Raw genomic sequence first — 15,317 nt, 5'->3', positions numbered from 1 at the left:
AAAAAAAAACAGCGGATGAAAAAGGTCCTCCCCTTCCTCATCCGCTGCATACTACGCGCCGGCGTTTACTTCACCGGCGCCAGCAACTTTTTATAAGCCGGCTGATCCAGCAGTAAAGAGATAGCCCTGTTCACTTCATTATCTGACTGAAGCCCTTTGGCGATGCGGCCTTCCATCATGTAATACCGGTTTACGATCTCCTCTTCCAGGAGGCGTTTGATCTCTTCTTTATTTTTCAGGAGGTCCTGCTTTTTATCGTGCTTCAGCTTCTGTTCCAGCAGTTCCAGGTCTTTGGATACCGCATCGTAGTACTTTTCCTTACGGGCAGTGGTTTTGAAAGCTTCCAGCGCATCCTCGCTACGGGTTTTGTAGCTGTAGTCCTTGTTTTCGAGGAACCGTTCAAAATCTTCAAAGTCCTGGTCGGAAAAAGTGAAGGCGGTTGCAGCCGGGATTTTAGGATGGCTGTAATAGTATTGCGTAGCGTAATCGAAGATATACTGTTTGCGCAACAGGGATACCGCCACGGGGCTGAGGTAGGTGGGGTCCACCTTGGCATCCGGTTCGATGCCGCCGCCGTCTTTCACCGTTCTGCCGCCGATGGTACGGAAGGTTTTCCGGATAGAATCGGCTACATAGTCCACGCTGCCGTCTTCGCCGCGGTGGGAGTAGTCGATAGCCTGTATGCAGCGGCCGCTGGGCGTATAGTATTTGGCGGTGGTTACTTTCAGCTTGGTATTATACGGCAGGCTGCGGGTGGTTTGCACCAGGCCTTTGCCGTACGAGCGCTGGCCAACGATGATGCCGCGATCCAGGTCCTGCATGGAGCCGGCCACGATTTCAGCGGCGGAGGCGGAGGAATGGTTCGTCAGGACTGCTAATGGAATATGCAGGTCGGCAGGGGCGCCGCTGGTTTCGTAGGTACGGTCCCAGTTTTTCACTTTCCCCCTGGTGCTGACGATCACTTTATTCCTATCCACAAAGGTATTGGCTACGATGACCGCTTCATCCAGCAGTCCGCCGGGGTTGCCCCGCAGGTCGAGGATGATGCCTTTCATGGCCGGGTTGGTACGTTTGAGCTGTTCAAAGGCTTTGCGCACCATATCGCCGGAGTTTTCCGTGAACTGGGTCATTTTGATATAGCCGATATCGTTTTTCACAAATCCTGCATAGGACACCGGTTTCACATTGATTTCCTGGCGAGGTATCTTTTTGGTCGTGGTAGCGTTGGTGAGCGGGTGGCGGAACACGATGTCGAGCGTAGTACCGGGGGCGCCTTTCAGCAGTTTGCTGATACTATCCTGGGGGATGTTTTTCATGGACTTCCCGTCCATCGACTCGATGATGTCCCCCGGCTTTACATTGGCCTTATCCATCGGGCTGCCGGGATATACGTCCGTAATGGCGGTCCACTCCCCGTTGGTATTGATGGAAGCGCCTACCCCGCCGTATTTACCGGTGGCCATATACTTGAGTTCATCGAGGTTTTCCTCTTTGATAAAGTCCGTATAGGGGTCCGTTTCATCGAGGATGGCCTCAATGCCCTTTTGGATGGTCTTTTCCGGCGGCAGGTCATCTACGTAGTACGTATCCAGCTCGCGGTAGAAAGCGGCGAAAATGTCCAGGTTCTTGACGATCTGGAAGTACCTGTTGTTTTCGTCGAAGGCGAATATTCCTGTAGCGGTAATCAGCAGCACGAGGATGCCGCAGGCGAGTTTCTTTTTTCTGGTAAGGAAGTTACCCATACGAAGGTGTCGATAGTTGAACAAATAATCGTTGGCTTGTTATGGCACCGGGTCATAACCGTGGCCTCCCCAGGGGTGGCACGACAAGATACGTTTTATGGTGAGATAGCCTCCTTTGAAGAGCCCATATTTTTTGAAGGCTTCCAGCCCGTAATGGGAGCAGGAAGGGGTATAGCGGCATTTAGCTCCCAGCCACGGGGAGATAAACCACTGGTAAAGTTTGATGAGGAATATAAAAGGATAACCCAACCAACGCACAACACGGTTCATAAACAGCTTTTATCAATAATTAGGAATGGGTGGCAGGAGGGGGAACGGGTGGTTCGCCGGTGGCTGCCAGTTTCCTTAAAATTACCGAAATTTTGCTCTGGACGGTAGAAAAGGGCTGGATATTTTTGTCGGTATAAATGAGGAATACCGCCAGTTTGCGGGATTGTGCCTGGAGTTGTTCGTATAATTCCTGCTTTTGCAGGCGCCAGGCTTCGCGGGTCAGTCGTTTGACCCGGTTCCTGTCAGTAGCATTCGGGAAACGGCGCGTAGACGCGCTAAAGCCTACCTGTACAGGGTATTTACCCACCGGCAGCGTATCTACCGGCATATAAACCACCCTGTACGGAAAAACAGAAAACGCTTTTCCTTCCCGAAAAAGCGTTTCAATAAGTTTTCTGCTTTTTAACCTTTCTTCCTTTTTAAAAGAATAAGTCTTTATGGCAAATAGTATTTAGCTACTAATTATTTCAGCTTACGTTCGTCAGAAACAGTCAGCTTCTTACGACCTTTAGCCCTACGGGAAGCCAGTACCTTACGGCCATTGGCAGTTTCCATTCTCTTTCTGAAGCCGTGAACGCTCTTTCTGCGTCTGTTATGCGGTTGAAAAGTACGTTTCATTTCTTTTATTTGTTTTTACCTGTACTATACTAAAACTCCCGTTAAGGGAAACTGTTTTTTAAAACGGAAGGCAAAGGTAGCAGATTTTTTTATAAATGCGAAAATTATTGCCGGGAAAATAAAAATGGAATGCGGAATCAGCCCACATTCCATTTTTATTATATTGATAATCAATTATTTAATACCCAGTTTAGTCTTAACGGCAGGCAGAATATCATCTCCTGCAGGGGATACCAGCAGCATACCGTTGCTGTTATCGATCACATAACCGTAACCTTTTTCTTTAGCTACGTCTTCGATAGCCTTGCGGGCTTTATCGTAGATAGGTTTCAGCAGCTGTGCCTGTTTTTCCTGGATTTTATTCTGAGAAGCTTCGCTGTAGTCCTGGATACGTTTCTGGATATCCTGCAGGTCTTTAGCTTTGATCTCTTTCATATTATCAGTCATGCTGGCTGCTTTCTCGTTGAATTCCTGGAGTTTTTTCTGGTATTCATCATACATCGCTTTACCGTCTCCTTCGAGCGATTTAGCAAATGTTTGCAATTCAGTTTCTGCTTTTGCAGTTTCAGGCATAGCAGTTACCAGTGCCTGAGCATTGATATGCGCTATTTTAGCCTGTGCCATTGCATTTACGCTGAACAAACCGGATACTGCCACAAAAGCAATAATAACGAACTTCTTCATGATGTTGTCTGTGTTTAAAAAAATTTAAATACTTATAGTTAAAAAATAGGTGCCAGCTTTATTTCTTTACGCCGAGGGATTTAAGAATCTCGTCACTTTTGTCCAGTTTAGGATCGTAAAATATAACGGTCGCTCCCCCTGATTTGTCCAGCACGAAATCAAACATCCTGCTGGCGGCGAGCTTCTGTACGGCATTATATATTCTGTCCTGAATAGGTTTTACCAGTTCTTCTCTCTTCTTAAAAAGATCTCCTTCATATCCAAATCGCTTCTTCTGCAGGTCCTTGGCATCTTTCTCCTTCGCTACTATTTCGGCCTCTCTTTTCTGTTTCAATTCTTCCGTGAGCATTACCTGCTCCGCCTGATAAGATTTATACATCTTATCTACTTCCTGAAATTTGGCGTCAATTTCTTTCTGCCATTGGTCAGCAACTGCGTCCAGCTTTTGCTGCGCTTCCTTGTACTCAGGAATGCTTTCCAGTATATATTTTGTATCTATCACACAATAGCGCTGTGCATTTGCTCCCCACGCTGCGGCCAAAACAAAGGCCATTGTAATAAATATTTTCTTCATGCTACATAGGATTTAAACTGCATCCCCGTTAGCGGGGTTAATTCATGCAATATATAATTTATTTTCTCATTATTCGGGTTCGAAACCGAGCATAAAGGTAAACTTAGCCGCGTTCTTCAGACCCTGACCAGGCTGTATCCTGTCAAATCCTATACCATAGTCAAATCCAAGCAATCCAAACATCGGCAGGTAGAAGCGCATACCCAGACCAGCAGAGCGACGCAGCCTGAACGGATTGTAATCCTGGATATCCCTGTAACCGTTTGCCGCCTCTACGAACGCCAGGCCAAAGATGGTGGAACTGGGGTTCAGGCTGAACGGATAGCGCAGCTCCATCACGTACTTGTTGAATACGGTGAAACCTTCGTACCCCACCGGCTGACCGCTTTCCGGGTTCACGCTCGGGTTGGAGGTATAGTACACCGGATAACCTCTCTGGGAGATGATATCACGGTCGTAGATCGCGAAGTTACTCAGACCGTCGCCTCCCAGCTCGAAGCGTCCGAATGGCGACAGGGTGGTCCTGTTGTTGTAACGGCCAATGTAACCAAACTTGGCAGCCACTTTCAACACAAAGGTTTTATTATCGCTGCCCATTGGCTTGCTCAAAGGCACATACCACTCGGCGTTGAAACGATATTTCTGATACTCGATAAGTTTGAACTGATCGGCGATTGGCTCTGCTTTATAGTCCTTATCAGGATTGAGTAAGGAGTAAGGCGGCGTAAACTGCGCGCTCAGCATAAAGTTGGAACCACTGCGCGGAAATATCTGCTGATCCACGGAAGAACGCGCCAGGGTCAGTTTCAGGTTGATGTTGTTGGCAGTACCATTCGCAAAACCCGGAATACCGAAGTAGTTATAGTTCTTCAGCCGGTATTGCTGATAGTTCAGGGAATATTGCAGGGAGAAGTAGTCATCCGGCCATTTCAGCTGCTTACCCAGCGCCACGGAAGCACCCAATACGCGGAAGCTACCGTTTGGCGAAGTGGTGGTATCGTTATACAGTTGTTTGTAGTAATCGTTGTAAGCATACGGGTTCTGGTAGCTGCTGTAAAAACTTACGCTCAGCATGTTCCTCTTTTTACCACCCAGCCATGGCTCGGTGAAAGAGAAGTTGTAGGAACGGTATGCCTTACCGTTGGAAGATACGCGGATAGACAGTTTCTGGCCATCGCCGCTTGGTAACGGATCCCAGGTTTCTTTTTTGAAGATATTTCTCAGGGAGAAGTTATTGAAGGTAACACCGAGGGTACCGGTCAGACCGATGTAACCACCCCAGCCTGCGGACAGTTCCAGCTGGTCGTTCGCCTTCTCTTCTACGGTATAATCAATATCCACTGTACCATCCTGTACGTTAGGCACCGGGTTCATACCGATCTTCTCCGGGTTAAAGAAGCCCAGGTTGGCAATCTCACGGTTGGAGCGGATCAGGTCCTGGCGGGAGAACTTCTCACCGGGGATGGTACGCAGCTCGCGGCGGATTACGTGTTCATTGGTTTTTTCGTTACCGGCGATGCGTACTTCCTTGATGGTAGCCTGCGGCCCTTCGCGTAACCGGATCTCATAATCGATGGTATCGCCATGGATCGCGGTTTCTACCGGGTCAATCTGGAAGAAGAGGTAACCATAGTCCATATAATAGCTGGTGATATCCCCGCCTTCCTGCGACATTTGTTTACCCAGGCGCTTTTCCAGCAGTTCCAGGTTATAGATATCCCCTTTCTTGATACCGAGGATTTTGGTCAGGGTGGAGTCGTTATACCTTACGTTACCTTTCCAGGTGATGTCCCCGAAGTAGTACTTCTTACCCTCAGAAACCTGGATATCGATGTTCAGGTTTTTGCTGGCAGATTTGTAGGTCGTGTCTTTAACGATCAACGCGTCCCTGTAACCATTCTTGTTATAGTAAGCGATCAGCTTACCTTTATCTTCAATGTATTTTCCTTCGTTGAACTTGGCTGAACTGAACAGTTTAAAGCGGAAGTAAGGATCCAGCTGCTCCAGCGCCCTTGTTGGCTGCAGGTAACCGTAGGTCTGCCAGAAGTTACTTTCCTTCGGAATGGAATCCTTGTAGATGACTTCATTATCAGGATGCAAGGTAATGCGGGTCATTTCCTTGGTACCTTTCATGCGCTTTTTCAGCTTATTATCCGCGATATTGTAGTTATCAACGATGTTGATATTGTTAATGCGGGTCTTATTTCCTTTATCGATGGTGAAAACGATGATAGCGCTGTTGACGGCGCCGCTGTCGATACGCTGATCCACGCGGACGGTAGCGTTCCCGAAGCCTTTATCCGCATAGTACTTGTGTACCACGCCGATCACGTTCTGTTTTACACCTTCGCTCAGCACATTCCCTTTACGCAGCCCTGCTTTGCCGGAGATTTCGTCCGCTTCGGACTTTTTAATTCCCTTAAAGGCGAAGCTTCCGATGCGCGGCATTTCCACCAGGTCGATTTCCAGCCAGATTTTACCGTCTTCAATTTTGGTAACATTGATGGAGGCGCCTGCAAACAGCCGCTGTGACCAGAGGCTCTGCAAGGCTTTCGCGAACTGGTCGCCACCGGGGAATACCACCTTATCGCCTACATTGAGGCCGGACAAAGACAGCAGTAATGACTTATCGAGATATTGGGTACCGGTAACGGTAATATCTGCAATCTCGTACTGTTGCGGGGTACTCACATTACTTGGAAATGTGTACTGAGGATCAGCAGGGGTTGGAGGTGGGGGTACGGTATCTTTTACTTGAGCGGATACACGGAACCCGGCGCCACAACATAATGCTATAGCCAGTAGGCCCTTAGGAAATAATTTCTTCATTCTGCTGAATTTGTTCGCTTGTTTTGCCAAAACGCCTTTCTCTGGTTTGGTAATTTAAGATGGCTTCGTAAAGATTCTCATTGCGGAAGTCAGGCCAGCGGGTATCTGTAAAATACAGTTCCGCGTAAGCCAGCTGGTATAAGAGGAAATTACTGATCCTGCATTCTCCACTGGTACGGATCATTAATTCCGGATCCGGGAATCCGGCGGTACAGAGATATTTCTCGAATACATCGGCGGAAACAGAAGCCGGGTCCAATATACCTTTTTGTGCATCCGCTGCAATTTTTTTGGCCGCATTCACGATTTCCCACCTGGCGCTATAGCTAAGGGCCATTATCAGTGTCAGGCCGGTATTATGGCTGGTCAGCGCAATGGCCTCCTCCATTTCCTGCTTGGCCTGGGCTGGCAACATATCCAGATCCCCGATCACATTCAGCCTGATATTATTTTTAGAAAGGGTATTCACCTCCTTGCGGATGGTGTTTACCAAAAGTTCCATAATCCCGTTCACCTCATAAACCGGGCGGTCCCAGTTTTCGGTGGAAAAAGCATATAGGGTCAGATAGCCTATTCCAAGTTCTGCACAGGCTTCGACTATGTTGCGCACACTTTCAACCCCTTCATGATGCCCATACAGCCTGTCCTGTCCCCTCTCTTTAGCCCAACGGCCATTCCCGTCCATGATTATGGCGATGTGTTTCGGTAGCCGTTGTAAGTCCAATTTATCCTTCAAACTCATTTGTGTCAGGCGTATATTAACAGATTATAACAGATTTACTAAAAGTGTGCAAAGATACAAAAATAGAGTAATGACTTTTTTGGCCAAACGCGGCAGGGGTTTTTAACGTAGTTTTAACAGCGAACACAGCACCAGTGCGCATTCCAGGGAATTCGCAGGTATTGTTCGGCTGTTTAACGGGAAAGTTTGCCCGCCGGTAGAAAGCCCGGCAAAGGTATCTAAAATTTGCAGTGATAAGAGGTAAATAATATGCTAATGGAGAGCTCGATAGTTATAAACTGGTCCTTATCCCGGCTATTGCCGCGCTGGAAGCCCTTTGCGCCCAACGGCTCCCCTACCGCCCCGGACCGGTCCTGCAGCTGGTAGGCCACCGAAGGCTGGCCGTTAAAGCCCGGCGGAAAGGCCGAAGCCCCCGCATAGGTGGTGCTCACATCGTCCAGGTAATCCGTTTCCGTGTACCGGTACACCGCCTCCAGGGCCACATTCACCTTCCGGGAAATATTATATTTAAAACCGCCCCCGATCAGCCAGGCATAGCTCAGGAGGCTGTAAGGCTTCCGCTCCGGGAACACGGCCGTCCCCTGCCCTTCCGTATGTAGAGGCTGTAAAAAATATTTTTGCCCGTTCAGGTAGGCATATGGATTATAATGGAAACCACTGACCCCGCCCGTGAAATATGGCGAAAATCTTTTATCCAATGATCCCGGTTCAAACCGGAAAAAATTAAAATCCCCCTGTAAAGCCAGTTCAAAAAGATTCGTATTGAAACTCAAATTTCTCCTGCGCTGAAACTCATTGGTGTTATACACGTCCGAATAACCCAGCTGCATATACCGCGCATGAGCCCTAACTCCCACATAATCATTGAAATACTTGCGGTAATACACCCCTACGGCAGGCTTCATGGCATTCAGCGCCCGGCGGGTATTCAGGTCGCCAAAATAATGAGCCGTACCCACCGATATACCCAGCTCCCCTACATATTCCAGTTCATTCTGGGCGGCAACCCTTCCGGACAGCAGCAAGCCCGCCGCTAACAGCCATGCAGATACGAAGTTTCCAGGATATAAAAGTCTTTTGCGCATAAATCAGTTATACTTAAACGCTACAATACAGGATTTATTTAATATGTGAGGCAGGAAATTTTTACCGGCTTCTAAATCTTGATCATATTACGGGCATCAATACCCCAAAGCAGCTTATTGCGGAGGGTATGCAGGAAATTGCTGTCGTCCAGCCGTAACAGGCTGAGTTTGAACGACTCTTTTCGTATAGCCAGCTGCACATTGCTGTCTATGGTTTCCATCCGGGAGTCGAGCGTGCAGAGGAACTGGTCGCTGCGGCCTTCCACCTCAAAGGAGATCACATTGTCGTCCGGCACGATGATAGGCCTTACGTTGAGGTTATGCGGGGCTACAGGGGTAATGACAAAGTTGCCCGCATCCGGGAAGACAATCGGGCCGCCGCAACTGAGGCTATAGCCGGTAGACCCCGTGGGGGTGGAAACAATCAGCCCATCGGCCCAGTAGGTATTCAGGAACTCTCCGTTCAGGTAGGTATGGATTTTCACCATGGCGGAAGTATCCTTCTTATGTATCGTAAATTCATTCAATGCATAAGGGATATCTCCAAACAGGGGGATGTTTGCATCCAGGTGCACCATCGCCCTAGTATCCACTATATAGGTACGGTGCAGCAGTGCCTGTACCAACGCATGAATCTCGTCTTTACCTATGCTGGCTAAAAATCCGAGCCTGCCAAAATTAATCCCAATCACCGGGATATTGGTATCCCGGACGTAGCAAACCGTATCCAGCAGTGTTCCATCTCCCCCTAAACTTATTAAAAACTCTATTTTACCGGGTAACTCCTCCGCGGTAAAGAACACATTGGGCGCCACGTCGAAATTGATATGCTGTACCAGGGTGCGGTAGAAAGGTTCATACAGGATCGCCGTGATTTCCGCACGATGCAGTTCATCCAGCAATAAGCGGATATTGTTAATGTCTTCTGTAATAAATCCTCGGCTATATAGTGCTACCTGCATACCTGTTAAACTTTACATATCTATACTCGTGTGTAAAAATAGTCCTTTTTGCCCTAACTGGTTAAAGCTGTACTCTATACGAAGACAGGTATCGTAAAAGGAAACGATGTCGAGCCCGAAGCCGCCGCTGTACAACATGCGGTTGTTCAACTCGCCGTTCCCGGGGAATTTGGAATAGCTGTAGCCACTGTCCCCATAAGCCTTCAGGAATATGCGGAGGGGCACGGAACTGAATTTCTTGGGCACAACCGGCAGGCGGAAACGGGTGGATACCACCTCCTGGCGCAGGGTGCTTTTCACAATGGCGAAGCTGGTACCGTCCACCACAAAATATTCCAGCCCGCGGAGGTAATCATCCCCGTAGCCCATCGCCTGGCGGTTGATATAGGGCTGCTCCGCCCCGAATTTCGCCATACTGCGCAGGCCCGCCGCCAGAAACGTCTTCGGCGCCAGCTGCCAGTATTTGGCCACGTTGAGCCTTATATGAAAATCATTGATATCATTGAGCCCGGCAAATCCCCGCTTTCCTATTTCGCCTGTAACGCGGAGGCCCTTGAGGGGGTATTGCCAGCTGTCCGCCTTCACATATTCCATCCGGTACATCAGGTCCAGGTAGTTGATCCGGGTGCGGCCTCCGCCCAGGTAATCCGGGTTGAGGATCGCTACGGAATCTGCCACCTTCTCGTAGTTATACGCCAGGATGACCTTGTGGCGGGTATTAATCCCGGGGCGATAGCTGTAGGTCAGCCCTACGTTGTACAGCTGACGCACAAAGTTGTCCTGCCGGAAGAAGAGCTGTTTATTGAAGTCCGTACTGTCGTTCACCTCCCGGTTGCGGCTATACGCAAAAGCAATCCCCAGCCCGTGGCGGTAACGTTTATCAATATACGGAACGGCGTACTGGAAGGAAATACGCTGGGTATAGCCCACCTGTATGCCGGCATTGAGTTCATCGTTGCGCCCGGTAAGGTTCCCCTGGGTGCCTTTTATCCCCACGTTCACCCGGCTGAGGCTATGATTTTTTTCCACCCACCACTGGTTGAAGTTGCGGTCCGCCAGCTTGAAAATGGGAAATGCAAAGGTGTACCACCGCTCCCAGACGTCAAAGACGACGTCTGCATAATCCCCGTCCCAGTTCTTGATATTAGCCGTCACATTGAGGAAAAGGGAGGTATTGAGGAGCTGCTTGCGGCGTTCCTCCAGCGTCTCGGCGAGGTCTTTCAGGTAAATGGTATCTCCCGGCACGGTACTCAGTTCCCGGAGGATAATGGTGGTGCGGGTCTTCTTATTCCCGGTGACGATCACATTCCGAACAATAAGATATCCCTGGTTATCGGGGCTATTACCGGCATTTTGCGCTGCCACGGGCAACACGGTTCCAAGCAGGCACAATATGACCAGCATTAAGCAGCAGCGTCTCAGCATGTAGGCACAAAAAAATTAATGACTAAAACCAAATATAATAAATTGGCGATGGAAATTACATGCTGATATAATTCATCAACAGATCATAGTTCTTTTTGACGAGGTCTTCTTCCTGGGTTTCGGAGAAGAGGTATTTGATGGTGTAGTTGAACCGCTCGAAAGTGGCCACCAGCGCCAGCAGGTCGAGGCGGTTGGTTTTCAGCAGGACTTCAAGCCTGCCGGTTTGCGGGTCAGTTATGGTTTGTACGCTGAGCAGGCTCACATCATTGGATTCGGCGATGCGGGCAATTTCGCTCAGGCTGTAATCACGCGGATCGAGGTCCAGCGCGATCAGCCCGCCGGGATCCTTCACGGCGTTGAACTGTGCCAGCGCGGCCAGGAGGGTATCCTTGGAGATCAGCCCCAGGTAATCGTTATCCTTGGTGACAACAGGCAGTACGGAGAGCTTAAACTCATAGAAAAGTTTAAGGGCTTCCAGGTGATGCGCCTGTTCAGGAATAGCAGGTTTAAGATTACCATAAGGCGCCGCCTGCAGGAGGATATCCGGATCTTCCCAATCCAGTACGGTATCCTCGTCGATCAATGCGGCAAACTTATCCTCAACCACCAGCGGCAGTTGGGTAACGTGGAACTCATTCATCAGCCGTAAAGCCTCCGTGCCCGCATCGTTTGGATGCAGTACAGGAATGGTGGTGGATATGAGTTCTCTGGCAATCATCGTCGTGTATTCTTACTACAATAATAACAAAGAAAATCCCAACAGAAAAAGAAATTCCATGAACAGGCCGGAATCGGCATGCTGCAACGGAATAGCACGCGCGCGCTATTCTATACCAATTAGTTGGCGGAATTGTTCTTTAAGCTATCCAGAAATTTGTGAAGGATCTCGTTAAATTCTCCGGGAACTTCCATCATAGGCGCGTGTCCGCACTTGTCTATGAACTCCAGCCGGGAGTTGGGAATTAATTTTTTGAACTCTTCACCCACCATAGGCGGAGTGATCGTATCATTTTTACCCCAGATCAGCATGGTGGGTTGCTTGATATCCCGGAGCTCATCGCCCAGGTTGTGGCGTATGGCGGATTTAGCCAGGGTAATGATCTTGATTACTTTGAGCCGGTTATTAACGATTTCGAACATTTCATCTACCAGTTCCTTGGTAGCGATGGCAGGATCGTAAAAGGTAAGTTCTGCTTTCTTGCGGATATATTCGTAGTCGCCACGTTTGGGATAGGTTTCGCCCATACCGTTTTCGAACAGGCCGGAGCTGCCGGTGAGGATCAGTGATTTCACAGGCGCTTCAGGATGTTTGAGCAGGTACACCAGCGCTACGTGGCCACCGAGGGAATTACCCAGCAGGTGGATGTTGGTGTAACCTCTGGCCTCTACAAATTTATGCACATATTTGGCCAGCCCGCCAACGGATGTTTCCAGGATGTTTAAATCATACAGGGGCAGCATCGGGATAACCACCTTATTATATCGCCTGAAATATTCGATCATGTGCGAGAAGTTACTCAACGCACCAAATAATCCATGCAATAGCAACAGTGGTTCACCTTCTCCTTCTTCTATAAAACTAAATTTACCCTGTGTTTTGATTTCGTAATCCATTGCCTAATCTTGAGTCAATTTTACGCTAAAATAATTCTTTTTATTAATCTAAATAATCTTTGAAGAGAGTCAACTAGGTTGAATATGGTGGGCTGCCTCTTCAAAGAATGCCTGCAATTGCGTGAAGAGATCTCTGAAAAGAGGGATCACTTTTCCTATATTATCCACTGTCCACGGGCCTACTTTTTCAATATAGGGATATACTACAGACTGCAATTTGGTTTCAGGACTTAGCCAGTACAGTTGGTTGGCCATCCACAGCAAAACGCTGTAAATTATTATAAAAATGGCGCTATACAATAAAATTCCACCCAATTTATTAAGCCATCCCAGCAAAACCAGTTCTACCATGCCCTGCAGGGCGGTAGCTCCCAGCCTTACCAGCAGCACCACTGCCAGGAACAGGCAGATATAACACAGCGCCGGCAGCCAGATAAAGTGCAGGTTCCAATGTTGTTGTACGTATAATGCTGTAACCGCGCTGAGTTTGAGTGCTACGACCATGCCCAGTACGAGGCCGATCATGGAAAACACGGCAACGATGAGGCCCCGTGTAAATCCTTTGTAAATCGCAAAAACCATGATAATGGCGAAAACTACGTCTATCGGCATGGGCAATATGAAGGCCGCAGGCCCTTGCGGGCCTGCAGACTATATTATTTCAATAATTCCTTTACCATGGCGGAAATAGCCTTTCCATCGGCCTTGCCTGCCAGTTGTTTGGTGGCTACGCCCATCACCTTGCCCATATCGGCCGGTGAAGATGCGCCTACGGAAGCAATAATCTGCTCCAGCGCCGCGCGCAGTTCCGCCTCATCCATCTGTTTAGGCAGGAAGCGCTCGATCACCGCCAGCTCCTCTTCTTCCTTCACCGCCAGGTCCTCGCGGTTCTGCTGCCTGAAAATCTCCAGGGAGTCGCGGCGTTGCTTGGCCAGCTTCTGCAATATTTTGGTACCTTCTGCTTCGGTCACTTCACCGTTGCCGCCTTCTGCTGTCTTAGCCAGCAGGATAGCCGCCTTGATGGCGCGGAGCGCCCTCAGGTCCACTTCTTTTTTACCCAGCATCGCAGTTTTGATCTCTGCGTTGATAGTCTGTTCTAATGACATATGGTTAATTTTAATGGATTATTGTTGCTGTTCTGCTGCCTGTTTATCCTGGAATTTCTTGAAGAAATCCTTTGCAAACGCACGCATTTCCTCGCCCTGGTCCTTATACTGGGTCGCCCTCACGTAGGTATCCGCCATGGTCATCAGCGTCTGGAAGAAGAAATCGGCCATCTCGTCTACCATCATGTCTTTTGTCCAGAGGTCTATACGCAGCGCCGCCTTTTCAGCAGGGTCCCAGAAGGAAACCATCATCGCCTTGGCTTTGGTCATACGCTCTTCCCTGTTATCCGTTGCGCTCCAGGCTATTGATTCAGGTATCTTGTTCTCGTCCAGTCCAACCTGGATCTGTATGGTAGATGTCTTACTCATGATTTTTAATTAAGGCCACAAAAATAGGCATCATTTAGGGATTTTGAGGTACCGGCCTGGCATCACCGCCTAAAGCTCTTCCGAGGTAGCTCTTCCCCCGCATCATTTAGGGATTTTGAGGTACCGGCCCCGTCATCGCCGCCCAAAGCTCCTCCGCGGCCTTTTCCCAGCTGCTGAAAGCCTTTTGCGGCGGTATTTTGGCAAGCAGCAACGATCGCAGCTGCTCGTCCTTATAAATCCGGCTCATCTTTTCGGACAGGTCGTCCAGGTTAGCCGGGTCGGAAAATAAGGCCGAATCGCCGGCCGCTTCTTTAGCAGCCTTACCCTCTATCGCTACCACCGGCACCTGGCATTTCTGCGCGGCATATACCGGCATGGCCAGACCATCCAGCCGCACAGGGTAAATCATGGCATAAGCGCCGCCGGTGAGCTTTGCCAGGGTCTCCTGGTCCGCCTCCTGTATCCAGTTCACATCATTGCGGAACTTGTAGGATGGCAACGCCTTTGCGATATCCGCACCGGCAGGCGTTGCGGAACCGGCAATCACCAGCTTGATGCTGGACAACTGACGCCGCTTCAGCGCCGAAAAAGCTTTGAACACCGGCATAATATTATTCCGGGGGTGCAACCCGGCCGTAACCAGAAAGTACTCCGCCCCACCGGCAAATTCCCGCTTTATCGCCTCACGGTCATCCCATTCAAGGGGTTGATATAAATCGCTTAGGCCGATGTCCAGCACGGAGAGCTTGGAGGCTACGGAAGGGGCAAAATCCAGCACGGCATCCTTCCCGGTTTCAGAAAGTACGGCAATGCTCCGCGCGCGCCAGAGGTAGTTCATCAGGTTTTTCTTCAGGCGCTTTTGCTGTGCCGGGGATTGCAAACCCGCATCCAGCAGGAACGAGAGGTCCCTGATCAGGAGCGTGGCAGGAATCTTACTCCTCAGCGGCAAAGTACCATCCAGCCCCAGGTACACGTCAGGCTGAAAAGGCTTCATGGCCCTTGGCAACTGCCACTCCAGCCACCAGTAGTAATGCCAGGCCTTTTCCCCGCGCAGCGGCAACACCACCGGCGTTACGTTTGGCGGAAATTCCATCCCCCCGGGCGCCGGCCCGTCAAAGAATAAAATAAACTGGTGCGCCGGCTGCTGCCTGCAAAGTGTAACGATGATTTGTGTGGCCACCGCCCCGGTATCAGCAGGGAGGTCCCTGCGAAGGCAAGCGGCATTAACAGCAATTTTCATAAAAATAGAAAGTCTTGATCTGCCAGCTTGCAAACCTAAATCATTTTCCGCTATGGT

General features: G+C 49.4%; 17 protein-coding genes. All 17 read right to left on the bottom strand.

Annotated features, from left to right (window positions below):
- Positions 1-65: 65 nt before the first annotated feature.
- Positions 66-1,742 (bottom strand): S41 family peptidase, encoded by a 1,677-nt coding sequence (locus BOC67_RS13045; RefSeq protein ID WP_291910767.1) that lies wholly within the window; start codon positions 1,740-1,742, stop codon positions 66-68.
- A gap of 39 nt (positions 1,743-1,781) precedes the next feature.
- Positions 1,782-2,012, bottom strand: a complete 231-nt coding sequence (gene yidD / locus BOC67_RS13040) for a membrane protein insertion efficiency factor YidD (protein ID WP_291910766.1) — start codon at positions 2,010-2,012, stop codon at positions 1,782-1,784.
- 19 nt (positions 2,013-2,031) lie between these two features.
- Entirely contained in the window at positions 2,032-2,451 is a 420-nt protein-coding gene (locus tag BOC67_RS13035) for a ribonuclease P protein component (RefSeq protein WP_291910981.1), read from the bottom strand.
- 23 nt (positions 2,452-2,474) lie between these two features.
- Positions 2,475-2,630 carry a 50S ribosomal protein L34 gene (gene rpmH / locus BOC67_RS13030; RefSeq protein ID WP_012788729.1) on the bottom strand — a complete coding sequence of 52 codons (156 nt, stop codon included), beginning with the start codon at positions 2,628-2,630 and terminating at the stop codon, positions 2,475-2,477.
- Between the two features lie 174 nt (positions 2,631-2,804).
- A complete protein-coding gene (locus BOC67_RS13025) occupies positions 2,805-3,314 on the bottom strand; it encodes an OmpH family outer membrane protein (RefSeq protein WP_291910765.1) in 510 nt (169 codons plus the stop codon).
- Between the two features lie 58 nt (positions 3,315-3,372).
- Positions 3,373-3,888, bottom strand: a complete 516-nt coding sequence (locus BOC67_RS13020) for an OmpH family outer membrane protein (RefSeq protein WP_291910764.1) — start codon at positions 3,886-3,888, stop codon at positions 3,373-3,375.
- Positions 3,889-3,957: 69 nt separating this feature from the next.
- Positions 3,958-6,579 (bottom strand): POTRA domain-containing protein, encoded by a 2,622-nt coding sequence (locus tag BOC67_RS13015; protein WP_291910763.1) that lies wholly within the window; start codon positions 6,577-6,579, stop codon positions 3,958-3,960.
- A 118-nt stretch (positions 6,580-6,697) separates the two neighbouring features.
- On the bottom strand, positions 6,698-7,459 hold the full coding sequence (locus tag BOC67_RS13010) for an isoprenyl transferase (protein WP_291910762.1): 762 nt from the start codon (positions 7,457-7,459) through the stop codon (positions 6,698-6,700).
- Between the two features lie 218 nt (positions 7,460-7,677).
- A complete protein-coding gene (locus BOC67_RS13005; RefSeq protein WP_291910761.1) occupies positions 7,678-8,544 on the bottom strand; it encodes a DUF6089 family protein in 867 nt (288 codons plus the stop codon).
- Positions 8,545-8,615: 71 nt separating this feature from the next.
- Complete coding sequence (locus tag BOC67_RS13000) at positions 8,616-9,506, bottom strand: NAD kinase (RefSeq protein WP_291910760.1); 891 nt, start codon at positions 9,504-9,506, stop codon at positions 8,616-8,618.
- 12 nt (positions 9,507-9,518) lie between these two features.
- Positions 9,519-10,931 (bottom strand): POTRA domain-containing protein, encoded by a 1,413-nt coding sequence (locus BOC67_RS12995; protein WP_291910759.1) that lies wholly within the window; start codon positions 10,929-10,931, stop codon positions 9,519-9,521.
- 55 nt (positions 10,932-10,986) lie between these two features.
- Entirely contained in the window at positions 10,987-11,649 is a 663-nt protein-coding gene (locus BOC67_RS12990; RefSeq protein ID WP_291910758.1) for a CBS domain-containing protein, read from the bottom strand.
- Positions 11,650-11,768: 119 nt separating this feature from the next.
- Positions 11,769-12,545 carry an alpha/beta fold hydrolase gene (locus BOC67_RS12985; protein ID WP_291910757.1) on the bottom strand — a complete coding sequence of 259 codons (777 nt, stop codon included), beginning with the start codon at positions 12,543-12,545 and terminating at the stop codon, positions 11,769-11,771.
- 69 nt (positions 12,546-12,614) lie between these two features.
- Positions 12,615-13,157 (bottom strand): CvpA family protein, encoded by a 543-nt coding sequence (locus BOC67_RS12980; protein ID WP_291910756.1) that lies wholly within the window; start codon positions 13,155-13,157, stop codon positions 12,615-12,617.
- Between the two features lie 44 nt (positions 13,158-13,201).
- Positions 13,202-13,651: a GatB/YqeY domain-containing protein gene (locus BOC67_RS12975; RefSeq protein ID WP_291910755.1), complete on the bottom strand. Its 450-nt coding sequence runs from the start codon at positions 13,649-13,651 to the stop codon at positions 13,202-13,204.
- Positions 13,652-13,669: 18 nt separating this feature from the next.
- Positions 13,670-14,020 carry a gliding motility protein GldC gene (gene gldC, locus BOC67_RS12970; RefSeq protein WP_291910754.1) on the bottom strand — a complete coding sequence of 117 codons (351 nt, stop codon included), beginning with the start codon at positions 14,018-14,020 and terminating at the stop codon, positions 13,670-13,672.
- Positions 14,021-14,126: 106 nt separating this feature from the next.
- A complete protein-coding gene (locus BOC67_RS12965; RefSeq protein WP_291910753.1) occupies positions 14,127-15,260 on the bottom strand; it encodes a glycosyltransferase in 1,134 nt (377 codons plus the stop codon).
- Between the last annotated feature and the right edge of the window lie 57 nt (positions 15,261-15,317).

Origin of the sequence: Chitinophaga sp. CB10 (assembly GCA_001870995.2) — a bacterium.
Classification (GTDB): domain Bacteria; phylum Bacteroidota; class Bacteroidia; order Chitinophagales; family Chitinophagaceae; genus Chitinophaga.
This window is presented reverse-complemented; position numbering and strand designations above follow the sequence as displayed.

Coding starts and splice junctions, on each gene's coding strand:
- BOC67_RS12965 (WP_291910753.1), bottom strand. CDS start 15,260: ATGAAAATTGCTGTTAATGCCGCTTGCCTTCGCAGGGACCTCCCTGCT.
- BOC67_RS12990 (WP_291910758.1), bottom strand. CDS start 11,649: ATGATTGCCAGAGAACTCATATCCACCACCATTCCTGTACTGCATCCA.
- BOC67_RS12980 (WP_291910756.1), bottom strand. CDS start 13,157: ATGCCGATAGACGTAGTTTTCGCCATTATCATGGTTTTTGCGATTTAC.
- BOC67_RS13005 (WP_291910761.1), bottom strand. CDS start 8,544: ATGCGCAAAAGACTTTTATATCCTGGAAACTTCGTATCTGCATGGCTG.
- gldC (WP_291910754.1), bottom strand. CDS start 14,020: ATGAGTAAGACATCTACCATACAGATCCAGGTTGGACTGGACGAGAAC.
- BOC67_RS12985 (WP_291910757.1), bottom strand. CDS start 12,545: ATGGATTACGAAATCAAAACACAGGGTAAATTTAGTTTTATAGAAGAA.
- BOC67_RS12995 (WP_291910759.1), bottom strand. CDS start 10,931: ATGCTGAGACGCTGCTGCTTAATGCTGGTCATATTGTGCCTGCTTGGA.
- BOC67_RS13020 (WP_291910764.1), bottom strand. CDS start 3,888: ATGAAGAAAATATTTATTACAATGGCCTTTGTTTTGGCCGCAGCGTGG.
- BOC67_RS12975 (WP_291910755.1), bottom strand. CDS start 13,651: ATGTCATTAGAACAGACTATCAACGCAGAGATCAAAACTGCGATGCTG.
- yidD (WP_291910766.1), bottom strand. CDS start 2,012: ATGAACCGTGTTGTGCGTTGGTTGGGTTATCCTTTTATATTCCTCATC.
- BOC67_RS13010 (WP_291910762.1), bottom strand. CDS start 7,459: ATGAGTTTGAAGGATAAATTGGACTTACAACGGCTACCGAAACACATC.
- rpmH (WP_012788729.1), bottom strand. CDS start 2,630: ATGAAACGTACTTTTCAACCGCATAACAGACGCAGAAAGAGCGTTCAC.
- BOC67_RS13045 (WP_291910767.1), bottom strand. CDS start 1,742: ATGGGTAACTTCCTTACCAGAAAAAAGAAACTCGCCTGCGGCATCCTC.
- BOC67_RS13000 (WP_291910760.1), bottom strand. CDS start 9,506: ATGCAGGTAGCACTATATAGCCGAGGATTTATTACAGAAGACATTAAC.
- BOC67_RS13025 (WP_291910765.1), bottom strand. CDS start 3,314: ATGAAGAAGTTCGTTATTATTGCTTTTGTGGCAGTATCCGGTTTGTTC.